This is a genomic window from Streptomyces sp. NPDC002125, assembly GCF_053593715.1.
Genome location: NZ_JBSFDD010000001.1, coordinates 150,813 through 163,929, shown reverse-complemented (window position 1 = coordinate 163,929; position 13,117 = coordinate 150,813). Strand labels below are relative to the sequence as shown.

Sequence of the window (13,117 nt, the reverse complement as noted above, 5' to 3'; positions counted from 1 at the left end):
ACAAGCCCCCGTTGTGTAGCGGCCTAGCACGCTGCCCTCTCACGGCAGTAGCGCCGGTTCGAATCCGGTCGGGGGTACAGATCCTTCCCGCGAGAACACCTGGGTCGCACCCACGTTTTCGATGCAGGATCGCTAGGGCCCCCGTTGTGTAGCGGCCTAGCACGCTGCCCTCTCACGGCAGTAGCGCCGGTTCGAATCCGGTCGGGGGTACTTGTCACACCATGGGCTATGGTGTAATTGGCAACACTACGGTTTCTGGTACCGTCATTCTAGGTTCGAGTCCTGGTAGCCCAGCGCAAGTCAACAGTAACCACGCCCCCGTTGTGTAGCGGCCTAGCACGCTGCCCTCTCACGGCAGTAGCGCCGGTTCGAATCCGGTCGGGGGTACAACAGAGCAGTACGGCAAAGCCCTTCACTTCGGTGAAGGGCTTTTCTCATGCTCCCGGCGGGGGAGTTGGGGAGGTGCGCGGCCACTTCCCGTACGGGGCGGGCCTGTTGGTGCGAGGAGGGGGCCGCCACGACGCTGGGGCGGCCTCGGGGAAGGAATGCGGGCCCGGAGGCGGGGTGCGGGCTTCGGCCTCGTACGACGGAGAGGCGCGGCCCTTCAAGGGCGTCAGCCCGTGCGGCGCAGGGCCTCGCTCAGCCGCGCGGCCGAGTCGATGACGGCCTGGGCGTGCATCCGGCCCGGGTGGCGGGTGAGGCGCTCGATCGGCCCGGAGACGGACACCGCGGCGACCACCCGGTTCGACGGCCCGCGCACGGGGGCGGAGACCGAGGCGACGCCCGGCTCGCGCTCGCCGATCGACTGGGCCCAGCCGCGGCGCCGTACGCCCGAGAGCGCCGTCGCCGTGAAGCGGGCGCCCTGGAGGCCGCGGTGCAGACGCTCGGGCTCCTCCCAGGCCATGAGGATCTGGGCGGAGGAGCCCGCCTTCATGGTGAGGGTCGAGCCGACCGGCACGGTGTCCCGCAGTCCGGACAGCCGCTCCGCGGCGGCCACGCAGATGCGCATGTCGCCCTGCCGGCGGTAGAGCTGCGCGCTCTCGCCCGTGATGTCGCGCAGATGTGTGAGTACGGGTCCGGCCGTGGCCAGGAGGCGGTCCTCGCCGGCCGCGGCCGCGAGCTCCGCGAGCCGGGGGCCGAGAATGAAACGGCCCTGCATGTCCCTCGCCACCATGCGGTGGTGTTCGAGTGCCACGGCCAGTCTGTGTGCCGTGGGCCGTGCGAGCCCTGTCGCCGCGACCAGCCCGGCGAGGGTGGCCGGACCGGACTCCAGGGCGCTCAATACCAGAGCTGCCTTGTCGAGAACGCCGACGCCGCTAGAGTTGTCCATACGACGATACTCGCGTCTCACTCTGTGAAACGCAAGTTCAATTTTCCCCGGAAGTTGCGAACCTGTACAGGCGGCCGTACAACGGCCCGCAGCCACCGCCCCGCTCGGGGGTCCGGGCGGCGGCACCCGAATCTCTAGTTGGGCCGGCGAAGACGCCGGCCGGAGGGAAAGCGATGGGTAGGACACTCGCGGAGAAGGTCTGGGACGACCACGTCGTCCGGCGCGCCGAAGGTGAGCCCGACCTCCTCTTCATCGATCTGCACCTGCTGCACGAGGTGACCAGCCCGCAGGCGTTCGACGGCCTGCGCCAGGCCGGCCGCCCGGTTCGGCGTCTCGACCTCACCATCGCCACCGAGGACCACAACACCCCGACCCTCGACATCGACAAGCCGATCGCCGACCCGGTCTCCCGTGCCCAGCTGGAGACCCTGCGCAAGAACTGCGCGGAGTTCGGCGTGCGGCTGCACCCGCTGGGTGACGTCGAGCAGGGCGTCGTGCACGTGGTCGGCCCGCAGCTCGGCCTGACCCAGCCCGGCACCACCGTCGTCTGCGGCGACTCGCACACCTCCACCCACGGCGCCTTCGGGGCACTGGCCTTCGGCATCGGCACCAGCCAGGTCGAGCACGTCCTCGCCACCCAGACGCTGCCGCTGGCCCGCCCGCGGACCATGGCGATCACCGTCGAGGGCGAACTCCCCGAGAGCGTCACCGCCAAGGACCTGATCCTGGCGATCATCGCCCGGATCGGCACCGGCGGCGGCCAGGGCTACATCCTCGAATACCGCGGCTCCGCCATCGAGAAGCTCTCGATGGAGGCCCGGATGACCATCTGCAACATGTCGATCGAGGCCGGAGCCCGCGCGGGCATGATCGCCCCCGACGAGACCACCTTCGCCTATCTGCGGGGCCGTGACCACGCCCCCGAGGGCAAGGACTGGGACGCCGCGGTCGAGTACTGGAAGACGCTGCGCACCGACGACGACGCCGTCTTCGACGCCGAGGTCGTCATCGACGGCGCCTCGCTCGCTCCGTTCGTCACCTGGGGCACCAACCCGGGCCAGGGCGCGCCGCTGTCGGCCAACGTCCCCGACCCCGCTTCGTACGAGGACGCCTCGGAGCGCCACGCGGCCGAAAAGGCCCTGGAGTACATGGGGTTGACCGCGGGCCAGCCGCTGCGCGAGATCAGCGTGGACACCGTGTTCGTAGGTTCGTGCACCAACGGACGCATCGAGGACCTGCGCAACGCCGCCTCGGTCCTGGACGGCCGCAAAGTCGCCGACGGCGTACGGATGCTGGTCGTCCCGGGCTCCGTCCGGGTCGCCCTCCAGGCCGTCGAGGAGGGACTGGACAAGGTCTTCACCGCCGCCGGCGCCGAATGGCGGCACGCGGGCTGCTCGATGTGCCTCGGCATGAACCCCGACCAGCTGGCCCCCGGCGAGCGCTCCGCCTCCACCTCGAACCGCAACTTCGAGGGCCGGCAGGGCAAGGGCGGCCGCACCCACCTGGTGTCCCCGCAGGTCGCCGCCGCCACCGCCGTGCTGGGCCATCTGGCCTCGCCCGCCGATCTGTCCGACGCCCGTACGCCCGCCGGAGTCTGAGAGCCATGGAAGCATTCACCGCACACACCGGCCGTGCCGTCCCGCTGCGCCGCAGCAACGTCGACACCGACCAGATCATCCCCGCGCACTGGCTGAAGAAGGTCACCCGCGACGGCTTCGAGGACGGCCTCTTCGAGGCCTGGCGCAAGGACGAGAACTTCGTCCTCAACCGCCCGGAGCGCAAGGGCGCCTCGGTCCTGGTCGCCGGTCCCGACTTCGGCACGGGTTCCTCCCGTGAGCACGCCGTCTGGGCCCTCCAGAACTACGGCTTCAAGGCCGTCATCTCCTCGCGCTTCGCCGACATCTTCCGGGGCAACTCCCTGAAGAACGGTCTGTTGACCGTCGTCCTCGACCAGAAGGTCGTCGACAGCCTGTGGGAGCTGACCGAGGCCGACCCGACCGCCGAGATCACCGTCGACCTGGAGAAGAGGCAGGTCCTCGCGGAGGGAATCACGGCCGACTTCGAGCTCGACGAGAACGCCCGCTGGCGACTGCTGAACGGCCTCGACGACATCAGCCTCACCCTTCAGAACGAAGCGGACATTGCGACTTATGAGGCGGCCAGGCCGTCCCACAAGCCGCGCACAATTGTCGCCTGATCAGCGCTTTTCCCGAACTGCGCCCTCTGCCTTCCGGCAGGGGGCGCAGTCGCTTGTTGAGACCCCCTCGGGCGACAACTCGCCCCAGATGGCACAATCGGTGCATGGAACGCGACAGCCAACTCGAGCTCTATGGCCACGTCGCCGACCGATTGAAAGAAGCGCACACAAGGGTGCGCTCACTGCAAGTCCCGGAGGGCGTAAGGATGGCGCTGTCCCGGAAGCTGTTGGCCGTCACGGCCGCGGCTAAGCACGATCTCCCAGGCGCGGCAAGGCGTCTGGACCGGTTGATGAAGGACCTCGATGAGGGCCGATTCCCCGAAGGCGACTGACTCTGCGGACAGCGCAGCGGTCCACTTCGTTGCGGCACTAGGGTGATTAGCCCGTTTCGTGTTTGATTTGCGGTATATATCTGCCTAACGTGCGAAAAAGCCTGAACAGTTTCGTTCCGGCAATGTCTCCGAAGGGGAAGACGTGAACAAGGCGCAGCTCGTAGAAGCGATTGCCGACAAGGTCGGCGGCCGTCAGCAGGCCGCAGACGCTGTCGACGTGGTACTCGACGCGATCGTCCGCGCGGTCGTCGCGGGGGACCGTGTCTCGGTCACCGGCTTCGGCTCGTTCGAGAAGGTCGACCGTCCCGCCCGGTACGCCCGCAACCCGCAGACGGGCGAGCGCGTGCGGGTCAAGAAGACCTCCGTCCCCCGTTTCCGCGCGGGACAGGGCTTCAAGGACCTGGTGAGCGGCTCCAAGAAGCTCCCCAAGGGCGGCGAGGTCTCCGTCAAGAAGGCCCCCAAGGGCAGCCTCTCGGGCGGTTCTTCCACCCGCACGACGGCCAAGGCCGCCGCGAAGAAGGCCACCGCCAAGAAGGCGACGGCCCGCAAGACCACCGCAGCGGCGGCGAAGAAGACGACCGCGGCCAAGAAGACCACCGCCAAGAAGACGACCGCGGCGGCGAAGAAGACGACCGCGGCGGCGAAGAAGGCGACCCCGGCGAAGAAGACGACGGCCACGAAGAAGACGGTCGCCGCCAAGACCGCGCCCGCCAAGAAGACCACGGCGAAGAAGGCGCCCGCGAAGAAGACCACGGCACGCAAGACCACCGCCAAGAAGGTCACCGCACGCAAGAAGTGAGACCGGGCACCGCTCGTTCTCATACGCGCCGGGCCGGGCTCCCCTCGGGGAGCCCGGCCCGCGGGCTGTTCAGGGGGGCTTTCAGAGCGTCTGGAGCGTCACCAGGGTGATCCGGAGCGACGTGCCCGCCCCCTCGGTCTCGATCCGCACCCGCTGCCCCGGACGCAGCAGCCTGAGCCCGCCCGCGTCGAACGCGGGTGCGTCGAAGTCCACCGGGGTGCCGTCGTCGAGGAGCACGCTGCCGGTGCGCGTCCCGGGGTCGTACGTGAACGAGGTCGCCTGCATGAACGGCAGCCTATCGGTCCCCGGCGGACACCAGCGGGGCCGCCGGACCGGCCGTGAACCGGCCCACCCCGAGTGCCAGGGCGGCCGCAAGGTCCTCGCCCGTGTCCACGTCCCTGCGGACCGAATCGAGACCGGGCAGCGGAACCTCCACCGCCCCCGACGCCAGATGCCTCGCACGGGACGCGCCGCCGAAGGCCGGCCTCAATTCCACACCCGGTGCCGCGGAAAGGAAAGTGGTACCGATTCCCTGGGCATCCGCGACAAATACACGGGGGAATTCCGCCGCGAAATCGAGCACCCGAGCCAATTCCTCCGGACGCAGCGCGGGAAGGTCCGCGTTCAGCACCGCGACCGCCGCTTCCCCCCGCCTCGCACGCACCGAACGCGCGCCGTGCTCCAGCGCCGCGTTGAGCCCGGCCGCAGGGGTGTCGGCCAGGGTGCGCGCGCCGAGCGCGGCCAGCGCCGCTCCCGCCGCGGGGTCGTCCGTGACGACCACCACATCCCCCACGGCCCGGCAGGACAGCGCGGCCGACACCGTGTCCTGGGCGAACGCCAGGGCGAGGCGCGGACGCAGATCCCCGCCCACCGCCCGGCCCAGCCTGCTCTTGGCCCGTGCGAGCGGTTTCAGCGGGACGACCAGGGACCAGGGGCCGGTCGGGTCGGTGTTCGTGGCGATCTCCCCCTCCGTACGCATCAGGACTTATTCTCGCCTGCCGGTACGACAACCCGGAGGTCCGCCCCCACGGGTGAGGCGTACGGTGTTCACCACACAGCAGCAGGGGCCCGGACGGGCAGCAGCGCCGCCGCCCCCGCAACAGGTCAGTTCCTAGAGGAAGGCGTCCGAGTGTCCCGCCCCAGAATCGGCTTCTGGTACCGCCTGGCTGCGGTCATCGCAAAACCGCCCCTGGTGGTTCTGTTCAAGCGCGACTGGCGGGGAATGGAACACATTCCGGCCGAGGGCGGATTCATCACGGCGGTCAATCACAACTCGTATCTGGACCCGCTGTCGTACGGGCATTTCCAGTACAACACCGGACGCGTCCCGCGGCTGCTCGCCAAGGCGGGACTGTTCCGGACGCCGTTCGTCGGAATGATCCTGCGCGGCACCGGGCAGATCCCCGTCTACCGCGAGTCGACCAACGCCCTCGACGCCTTCCGCGCCGCCGTCGACGCCATCGAGCGGGGCGAATGCGTCGCCTTCTACCCGGAGGGCACGCTCACCCGGGACCCCGACATGTGGCCGATGGCCGGCAAGACGGGCGCCGCCCGCGTCGCGCTGATGACCAAGGCCCCCGTCATCCCCGTCGCCCAGTGGGGCGCCAACCTCGCGATGCCGCCGTACGCCAAGGAGAACAAGCTCCAGCTGTTCCCCCGCAAGACCCTGCGGGTGCAGGCGGGACCGCCGGTCGACCTCTCCCGTTACTACGGCCTCGAACCGACGCCCGACGTGCTGCGCCAGGCGACCGAGACCATCATGGCCGCCGTCACCGCCCAGCTCGAAGAGGTACGCGGCGAGAAGGCCCCCGCCGAGCTCTACGATCACCGCAAGGCCCGTGCTGAACAGCGGCGCAAGGCAGAGGGAAAGGGAACCACGTGACGCACCCCGCCAAGGCGGCCGTCTTCGGAACCGGCTCATGGGGTACGGCCTTCGGCATGATCCTCGCCGACGCGGGCTGCGAGGTCACCCTCTGGGGACGTCGTGCCGAGGTCGCCGAGGCCGTCAACACGACCCGTACCAACCCGGAGTACCTGCCGGGAATCGAGCTCCCCGCCTCGATCCGGGCCACCACCGACGCAGCCGAGGCCCTGCGCGGCGCCGACTTCGCGGTCCTGGTGGTGCCCTCCCAGACGCTGCGCGCCAACCTCGCCGACTGGACACCGCACCTGGAGTCCAGGACGGTCCTGGTCTCCCTCATGAAGGGCGTCGAACTCGGCACCGCCAAGCGGATGAGCGAGGTCGTCGAGGACGTCACCGGCGTCACCTCCGACCGCATCGCCGTCGTCACGGGCCCCAACCTCGCCAAGGAGATCGCCGAACGCCGCCCCGCCGCGGCCGTCGTCGCCTGCTCGGACGAGACCGTCGCCCAGCGCCTCCAGGCGGCCTGCCACACCCCGTACTTCCGGCCGTACACCAACACCGACGTGGTCGGCTGCGAGCTGGGCGGCGCCGTGAAGAACGTCATCGGCCTCGCGGTGGGCATCGCCGACGGAATGGGCCTCGGCGACAACGCCAAGGGCTCGCTCATCACCCGCGGCCTGGCCGAGACCACCCGCCTGGGACTTGCCATGGGCGCCGACCCGCTCACCTTCTCCGGGCTGGCCGGACTCGGTGACCTGGTGGCCACCTGCTCCTCGCCGCTGTCGCGCAACCACACCTTCGGGACCAACCTGGGACGCGGGATGACGCTCCAGGAGACCGTCGCCGTCACCAGTCAGACCGCCGAGGGCGTCAAGTCCTGCGAATCCGTGCTCGATCTGGCGCGCAGGTACGGCGTCGACATGCCCATCACCGAAACGGTCGTCGGGATCGTCCACGAGGGCAAGTCGCCGGTGGTCGCGGTCAAGGAGCTGATGTCGCGCAGCGCCAAGCCCGAGCGGCGCTGACTCGAGCCCTACCAGCAGGTACGCTCATCGCGATATGAGCAGCCAGAACCTCCCCCAGCGCCCCGAGAGCCCCCAGAGCTCCGAGCAGAGCTCCGCGCAGGGCTCCGAGCAGGGCCGTAAGCCGCGTGTGGCCGTCGTGTTCGGTGGCCGCAGCTCCGAACACGGCATCTCGGTCGTCACCGCGGGTGCCATCATGAGCGCCATCGACCGGACGAAGTACGACGTCCTGCCGATCGGCATCACCAGGGACGGGCGGTGGGTCCTCACGTCCGACGACCCGGCCCGCATGGCCATCACGGACCGCCGGGTGCCCGACGTGGAGCAGCTGGCCGAGTCCGGGCGGGGCGCGGTCGCGCTCTCCGTCGACCCCGGCAACCGCGACGTCGTCGTCGGCGAACCGGGCGCGGTCCCCACGGTCCTCGGCGAGGTCGACGTCGTCTTCCCGATGCTCCACGGCCCCTACGGCGAGGACGGCACCCTCCAGGGATTCCTGGAGCTCTCCGGTGTGCCGTACGTCGGCGCGGGAGTCCTGTCCTCGGCCGTCGGCCAGGACAAGGAGTACATGAAGCGGGTGTTCATCTCCTTCGGGCTGCCGGTCGGCCCGTACGAGGTCGTCCGCCCCCGGGAGTGGGAGTCGGACCGCCCCGCCGCCCGCAAGCGCATCATGGAGTTCGCCGCCGAACACGGCTGGCCGCTCTTCGTGAAGCCCGCCCGCGGCGGCTCCTCCATGGGCATCACCAAGGTCGACGACGCCGCCGGGCTCGACGAGGCGATCGAGGAGGCCCGCAGGCACGACCCGAAGTTCCTCGTGGAGTCCCTGCTGCGCGGCCGTGAGATCGAGTGCGGCGTGCTGGAGTTCGAGGACGGACCGCGCGCCAGCGTGCCCGCCGAGATCCCGCCGGTCACCGCACACGACTTCTACGACTTCGAGGCCAAGTACATCGACTCGGCGGCCGGCCTCGTGCCCGCGCCGCTCACCGACGAGCAGACCGCCGAGGTCCAGCGGCTGGCCGTCGACGCCTTCGAGGCCGCCTCCTGCGAGGGCCTGGTGCGCGCCGACTTCTTCCTCACCGAGGACGGCACGTTCGTCATCAACGAGATCAACACCATGCCGGGCTTCACACCGATCTCGATGTACCCGCGCATGTGGCAGGCGAGCGGTGTGGACTACCCGGAGCTGGTCGACCGGCTGATCACGTCCGCGCTGAACCGCCCCACGGGCCTGCGCTGACCGAGGGCCTCCCGGACCGGGCGGGTTCTCCCGTCCGGGGCGGCTCCTCCGCTCGGTGCGGCTCTCAGAGGCTGTCGGGGACGGTCTTCTTCACGGCTACGGCGAACGCCGACAGAGGGGTGATGTCATGGGCGTACTCCGTCCCGAGCGTCACCTCGACATACGCCTTGCGGTACGTCGTGGTGAACCGCGGACCGGCGTCATCGCGCTGCTCCAGCAGCCAGTTGACGCCGTCCGCGTCCACACCCTTGGCCTGGGAATCGTCCATCTTCGCGGGCCGGGGCACTCCGCAGCGCAGTACGATCGCCCCGTCCCCCCAGCCGGCGGTCAGGTCCGAGTCCGGTGAGGGGTCACTCCGTTCCAGATCCGCGACCTTCTCCGGCAGTTCCTCGTGCAGTGCCTCGCAGTAACCGGCGGCCTCCGACGACGGCGTGGGGACCGCCACCGAGGGCTGTGAGCCGGTGGAACAGCCCGCCGCTGTCAGGACGAACAGGGCGGCGGACGGAGCGAGGAAACGGGACCTGGGGGACCGGCGGCGGGTGTGAGTCACCGGACCAGCGTAGACAGGGGTCAGAGGTGGACGACCGGGCAGGTCAGCGTACGTGTGATGCCGTCCACCTGCTGGACCTTGGCGACCACCATGCGGCCGAGCGCGTCCACCGTGTCGGCCTGTGCCCGCACGATCACGTCGTAGGGGCCTGTGACGTCCTCTGCCTGGATCACTCCCGGGAGCTTGGCGATGGTCTCGGCGACGGTCGACGCCTTGCCCACCTCGGTCTGGATAAGGATGTACGCCTGTACCACGGAACCTCCAGGGCGGCCACGAGGATCATGTGGGGGAAAGGGACGCCACGTTATCGCGTTGCCGCGGGCCGCGGGGAGACCTACGGGCCGGTTGACGCCACCGCGTGGCGCTCGCACCACAGAAGTTGACGTATCTCTTGACGGTACCGACAGCAGTTGGGGCTCGCGACCGCAAGCCCACCGAGGCGGAAGGGGGACGGTGATGCCTGTACGCGACGGGGCCGCGGCCCTTCGTGGGCACGTCGTCCACGGTCCGGACCGCCGGCCGCTGAAGCAGCCCGGACAGGTGTCCGGTGCGATAGATGAGAGGTGACACTCGGTGAAGGGAACCGTGGGCGAGTTGGGGGAGTTCGGGCTCATCAGAGAGCTCACGTCCCGGCTCACCACCACTCCGGCGGTACGACTGGGACCCGGCGACGACGCCGCGGTCGTGGCCGCTCCCGACCGCAGGGTCGTGGCCAGTACGGACATTCTGCTGGAAGGGCGGCACTTCCGCCGCGACTGGTCGACCGCGTACGACGTCGGCCGCAAGGCCGCCGCGCAGAACCTCGCCGACATCGCGGCCATGGGCGCCGTGCCCACGGCGCTGCTGCTCGGCCTCGTCGTACCGGCCGACCTCCCGGTCACCTGGGCCGCCGAGCTGATGGACGGGCTGCGCGACGAGTGCCAGGTCGCCGGCGCCGCCGTGGTCGGCGGTGACGTCGTCGGCGGAGACACCATCACCGTCGCGATCACCGCGCTCGGCGACCTGCGCAACCACGAACCCGTCACCCGGGCCGGCGCCCGGCCCGGCGACGTCGTGGCCGTCACCGGCTGGCTGGGCTGGTCCGCCGCCGGATTCGCCGTGCTCTCGCGCGGTTTCCGCTCACCCCGCGCCTTCGTCGAGGCCCACCGGCGCCCCGAACCGCCCTACCACGCGGGCCCCGCGGCCGCGGGACTCGGCGCCACGGCCATGACCGACGTCAGCGACGGACTCGTCGCCGACCTCGGGCACATCGCCGAGGCCAGCAAGGTCCGCATCGACCTGAGGTCCGGGCTCATCGACATCCCCTCGCAGATGTCCGACATCGGGCAGGCCGTCGGGGTCGACCCGTTGCAGTGGGTGCTCACCGGGGGAGAGGACCACGCGATCGTGGCGACCTTCCCGTCCGACGTGAAGCTCCCCGCCCGCTGGAAGGTGATCGGCGAGGTCCTCAACCCGTCGGCGCTGCCCCAGGTCACCGTGGACGGCGCCCCCTGGACCAGCAAGGGCGGCTGGGACCACTTCGGCTCCATCGAGGACGCCCAGTAGGCCACGGCCGCTTCCCGCCGCCGCCCGGATACGGTCCGGCGGCGGGAAGCGGCCCACGGCCACCGGCCGGGTACAGCAAAAAGCCGGTCCACCGAGGTGGACCGGCTTTTTGGGCAACCGGAAGGCTGCGCTACGACGGGGACGTCAGCGCGCGACCTTGCCGGCCTTGATGCACGAGGTGCAGACGTTGAGCCGCTTCGGCGTCCGACCGACCACGGCACGCACGCGCTGGATGTTGGGATTCCAGCGACGGGACGTACGGCGGTGCGAGTGCGAAATGCTGTTGCCGAAGCTCGGCCCCTTGCCGCAAACGTCGCAGTTGGCAGCCACGGGTCACTCCAAAGACTTCAGATGCACTTACAGTGAATTCCGGCGCGCCGGAATCATTTTACTGAAGTGGCGGTACCGGAGGGATTGGCCCGACTCTCGTCGGGCAACCGAAGCAGCATACAACGGCTGCCCCGGGGATACGAAACTACCACGGCTCGCAGGGCCCTCCGTCCCGCACCTCTGCCCGCCCGGCCTGGGCACGAGGGCTACTCTGCGGTGCAGCCAGCCCCCCACGGCCGTCCCAAGGAGGACCAACGGTGCCGCAGTCCCCCGACGCTCTCGACGCCGTCGCGGTGCGCACCTGGTGCTCACTGGCCCTGGAGGCCCTGGGCCGCGAGCGGGCGGCCATCGACGCCATCAACGTCTACCCGGTCGCCGACGGGGACACCGGCACCAACCTCTACCTGACCGTCGAGTCCGCCGCCGCGGCCGTCGAGGCGGTTTTCGCCGCCCACGAGACCGGCTCCACCGTCCCCGGCCCGGCCGACGCCGTACGCGCCATGGCGCACGGGGCGCTGATCGGCGCCCGGGGGAACTCCGGCACCATCCTGGCCCAGCTGCTGCGCGGCATGGCGGGCGTACTGGCCGAGTCGGGTGACGCGGCTCACCTGCGCAGGGCGCTGACGGAGGCCGCCGCCGCGGCCCGGCTGGCCGTCGCCCACCCCGTCGAGGGCACCGTGCTGACCGTCGCCACCGCCGCGGCGGAGGCGGCCGGGTCCGCCCCGGACGGCGCCCGCCTCCGGGACGTGCTCGACGCGGCGTACGAGGGCGCGCGCACGGCGCTCGCCGCCACCCCCGGCCAGCTCGCCGTCCTCGGGCGGGCCGGAGTCGTGGACGCGGGCGGGCAGGGCCTGGTCACCGTGCTCGGGGCGCTGCTCGAAGCGGCCGGCGGACTGCCCGGGGAACGCGCCGTCCCGGCCGCCCCGGACGTCCTGCCCCTGACCGGCGACTGTGCGGAGGCGGACCCCGAGGAGGGCGGGCCCGCCTTCGAGGTGATCTACCTCCTGGAGGCCCCGGACGAGGCGGTCGCCCGGCTGCGGGGCCGCCTCGATGCCCTCGGGGACTCCCTCGTCGTGGTCGGCGGCGACGGCCTGTGGAACGTCCACGTCCATGTCGACGACGCCGGGGCCGCCGTCGAGGCGGGGGTCGAGGCCGGCCGGCCCTACCGCATCCGGATCACCCACTTCGCAGCCGACCGCGTCCGCGCCGGCAAGGACCCCGTCCAGCGCGCGGTCGTCGCGGTCGTCCCCGGCGACGGGCTCTCCGAGCTCTGCGCCGAGGCGGGGGCCACCACCGTGCTGGCGCGCCCCGGCGAACCCCCCGCCAGCGGCGAGCTGGTCGACGCGATCCGCCGGGCCCACGCCCGCGAGGTGGTCCTGCTGCCCAACGACGCCCAGCTGCGCCACACCGCGGCCGCCGCCGCCGAACAGGCCAGGGCCGAGGGCGTCCGTGTCGCCCTGGTGCCCACCCGCGCCGCCGTGCAGGGCATCGCCGCCCTCGCCGTCCACGAACCCGGCCGCAGCTTCGACGAGGACGTCGTCGCGATGACCGCGGCGGCCGGCGCCACCCGCTACGCCGAACTCGCCGTCGCCGAACGCCAGTCGTGGACCATGGCGGGCATCTGCCAGGCCGGCGACATCCTCGGCCTGATCGACGGGGACGTCGCCGTCATCGGGACGGACGTCCCCGGCACGGCACGCACGGTCCTGGACCGGATGCTGTCGGCGGGCGGCGAACTCGTCACCCTGGTCCTCGGCCAGGACGTGCCCGACGCCCTCGCCGACGAACTCGGCGAACACGTCCGCGAGGGCTATCTCGCCGTCGACACCGTCGTCTACCGGGGCGGCCGTCAGGCGGCGCCCCTGCTCATCGGCGTCGAGTGACACCCCGCGCGACACGGCGCCCGGCGACATC

General features: G+C 70.9%; 15 protein-coding genes and 4 tRNA genes. 13 read left to right on the top strand and 6 right to left on the bottom strand.

Annotated features, from left to right (window positions below; all coding sequences use genetic code 11):
* The first annotated feature begins 4 nt into the window (after positions 1-4).
* From ACWCQM_RS00760 to ACWCQM_RS00745, 4 genes are all read left to right on the top strand, one after another.
* Positions 5-77, top strand: a tRNA-Glu gene (locus tag ACWCQM_RS00760).
* Positions 78-137: 60 nt separating this feature from the next.
* Positions 138-210: transfer RNA gene (locus ACWCQM_RS00755), tRNA-Glu, on the top strand.
* Between the two features lie 12 nt (positions 211-222).
* Positions 223-294 (top strand) — tRNA-Gln (locus ACWCQM_RS00750).
* Positions 295-314: 20 nt separating this feature from the next.
* Positions 315-387, top strand: a tRNA-Glu gene (locus ACWCQM_RS00745).
* Between the two features lie 226 nt (positions 388-613).
* Here the strand turns inward: ACWCQM_RS00745 and ndgR are convergent.
* Positions 614-1,330: an IclR family transcriptional regulator NdgR gene (gene ndgR / locus ACWCQM_RS00740; protein WP_014048551.1), complete on the bottom strand. Its 717-nt coding sequence runs from the start codon at positions 1,328-1,330 to the stop codon at positions 614-616.
* A 173-nt stretch (positions 1,331-1,503) separates the two neighbouring features.
* Here ndgR and leuC point away from each other — a divergent pair, with 173 nt between their 5' ends.
* The 4 genes from leuC (at position 1,504) to ACWCQM_RS00720 (ending at position 4,658) form a co-directional block, all read left to right on the top strand.
* Positions 1,504-2,928, top strand: a complete 1,425-nt coding sequence (gene leuC, locus ACWCQM_RS00735; protein ID WP_450913237.1) for a 3-isopropylmalate dehydratase large subunit — start codon at positions 1,504-1,506, stop codon at positions 2,926-2,928.
* A gap of 5 nt (positions 2,929-2,933) precedes the next feature.
* Positions 2,934-3,527: a 3-isopropylmalate dehydratase small subunit gene (leuD, locus tag ACWCQM_RS00730; RefSeq protein WP_450913236.1), complete on the top strand. Its 594-nt coding sequence runs from the start codon at positions 2,934-2,936 to the stop codon at positions 3,525-3,527.
* A gap of 104 nt (positions 3,528-3,631) precedes the next feature.
* On the top strand, positions 3,632-3,859 hold the full coding sequence (locus ACWCQM_RS00725) for an SCO5555 family protein (RefSeq protein WP_073745673.1): 228 nt from the start codon (positions 3,632-3,634) through the stop codon (positions 3,857-3,859).
* A 142-nt stretch (positions 3,860-4,001) separates the two neighbouring features.
* Positions 4,002-4,658 (top strand): HU family DNA-binding protein, encoded by a 657-nt coding sequence (locus ACWCQM_RS00720; protein ID WP_450913235.1) that lies wholly within the window; start codon positions 4,002-4,004, stop codon positions 4,656-4,658.
* Positions 4,659-4,739: 81 nt separating this feature from the next.
* Here ACWCQM_RS00720 and ACWCQM_RS00715 read toward each other — a convergent pair whose 3' ends face one another.
* Complete coding sequence (locus ACWCQM_RS00715; RefSeq protein ID WP_267079956.1) at positions 4,740-4,943, bottom strand: hypothetical protein; 204 nt, start codon at positions 4,941-4,943, stop codon at positions 4,740-4,742.
* A gap of 10 nt (positions 4,944-4,953) precedes the next feature.
* Positions 4,954-5,637: a 2-phospho-L-lactate guanylyltransferase gene (gene cofC, locus ACWCQM_RS00710; RefSeq protein WP_073745679.1), complete on the bottom strand. Its 684-nt coding sequence runs from the start codon at positions 5,635-5,637 to the stop codon at positions 4,954-4,956.
* 150 nt (positions 5,638-5,787) lie between these two features.
* On the opposite strand from cofC, the gene ACWCQM_RS00705 reads away from it, so the two are divergent.
* The 3 genes from ACWCQM_RS00705 to ACWCQM_RS00695 are packed head-to-tail and all read left to right on the top strand — an operon-like array spanning position 5,788 to position 8,778.
* Positions 5,788-6,540: a lysophospholipid acyltransferase family protein gene (locus tag ACWCQM_RS00705; protein WP_073745681.1), complete on the top strand. Its 753-nt coding sequence runs from the start codon at positions 5,788-5,790 to the stop codon at positions 6,538-6,540.
* The gene (locus tag ACWCQM_RS00700; RefSeq protein WP_450913234.1) at positions 6,537-7,547 is read left to right on the top strand and encodes an NAD(P)H-dependent glycerol-3-phosphate dehydrogenase; all 1,011 of its coding nucleotides are present in this window, start codon (positions 6,537-6,539) and stop codon (positions 7,545-7,547) included. The genes ACWCQM_RS00705 and ACWCQM_RS00700 overlap by 4 nt, the downstream gene beginning before the upstream one ends.
* A 34-nt stretch (positions 7,548-7,581) precedes the next feature.
* Positions 7,582-8,778 (top strand): D-alanine--D-alanine ligase family protein, encoded by a 1,197-nt coding sequence (locus tag ACWCQM_RS00695; protein WP_450913233.1) that lies wholly within the window; start codon positions 7,582-7,584, stop codon positions 8,776-8,778.
* Between the two features lie 64 nt (positions 8,779-8,842).
* Here the strand turns inward: ACWCQM_RS00695 and ACWCQM_RS00690 are convergent, their stop codons facing one another.
* Together ACWCQM_RS00690 and ACWCQM_RS00685 are read right to left on the bottom strand one after the other, a co-directional pair.
* Positions 8,843-9,328, bottom strand: coding sequence for a DUF3515 domain-containing protein (locus tag ACWCQM_RS00690; protein ID WP_450913232.1), 486 nt, complete (start codon positions 9,326-9,328; stop codon positions 8,843-8,845).
* Between the two features lie 20 nt (positions 9,329-9,348).
* Positions 9,349-9,582, bottom strand: coding sequence for an Lrp/AsnC family transcriptional regulator (locus ACWCQM_RS00685; RefSeq protein WP_033304016.1), 234 nt, complete (start codon positions 9,580-9,582; stop codon positions 9,349-9,351).
* A gap of 319 nt (positions 9,583-9,901) precedes the next feature.
* On the opposite strand from ACWCQM_RS00685, the gene ACWCQM_RS00680 reads away from it, so the two are divergent.
* Complete coding sequence (locus ACWCQM_RS00680) at positions 9,902-10,873, top strand: thiamine-phosphate kinase (RefSeq protein WP_073745687.1); 972 nt, start codon at positions 9,902-9,904, stop codon at positions 10,871-10,873.
* A gap of 144 nt (positions 10,874-11,017) precedes the next feature.
* On the opposite strand, the gene rpmB is transcribed toward ACWCQM_RS00680, so the two are convergent.
* Positions 11,018-11,203: a 50S ribosomal protein L28 gene (gene rpmB / locus ACWCQM_RS00675; RefSeq protein WP_003965989.1), complete on the bottom strand. Its 186-nt coding sequence runs from the start codon at positions 11,201-11,203 to the stop codon at positions 11,018-11,020.
* 257 nt (positions 11,204-11,460) lie between these two features.
* Between rpmB and ACWCQM_RS00670 the strand changes: the two genes are divergently transcribed.
* Positions 11,461-13,086 (top strand): DAK2 domain-containing protein, encoded by a 1,626-nt coding sequence (locus ACWCQM_RS00670; RefSeq protein ID WP_450913231.1) that lies wholly within the window; start codon positions 11,461-11,463, stop codon positions 13,084-13,086.
* The last annotated feature ends 31 nt before the right edge of the window (positions 13,087-13,117 follow it).

What these genes read in the sequence shown, in the direction of transcription:
- ndgR (WP_014048551.1), bottom strand. Translation starts at nt 1,330, where the DNA reads ATGGACAACTCTAGCGGCGTCGGCGTTCTCGACAAGGCAGCTCTGGTA.
- leuC (WP_450913237.1), top strand. Translation starts at nt 1,504, where the DNA reads ATGGGTAGGACACTCGCGGAGAAGGTCTGGGACGACCACGTCGTCCGG.
- leuD (WP_450913236.1), top strand. Translation starts at nt 2,934, where the DNA reads ATGGAAGCATTCACCGCACACACCGGCCGTGCCGTCCCGCTGCGCCGC.
- ACWCQM_RS00725 (WP_073745673.1), top strand. Translation starts at nt 3,632, where the DNA reads ATGGAACGCGACAGCCAACTCGAGCTCTATGGCCACGTCGCCGACCGA.
- ACWCQM_RS00715 (WP_267079956.1), bottom strand. Translation starts at nt 4,943, where the DNA reads ATGCAGGCGACCTCGTTCACGTACGACCCCGGGACGCGCACCGGCAGC.
- cofC (WP_073745679.1), bottom strand. Translation starts at nt 5,637, where the DNA reads ATGCGTACGGAGGGGGAGATCGCCACGAACACCGACCCGACCGGCCCC.
- ACWCQM_RS00695 (WP_450913233.1), top strand. Translation starts at nt 7,582, where the DNA reads ATGAGCAGCCAGAACCTCCCCCAGCGCCCCGAGAGCCCCCAGAGCTCC.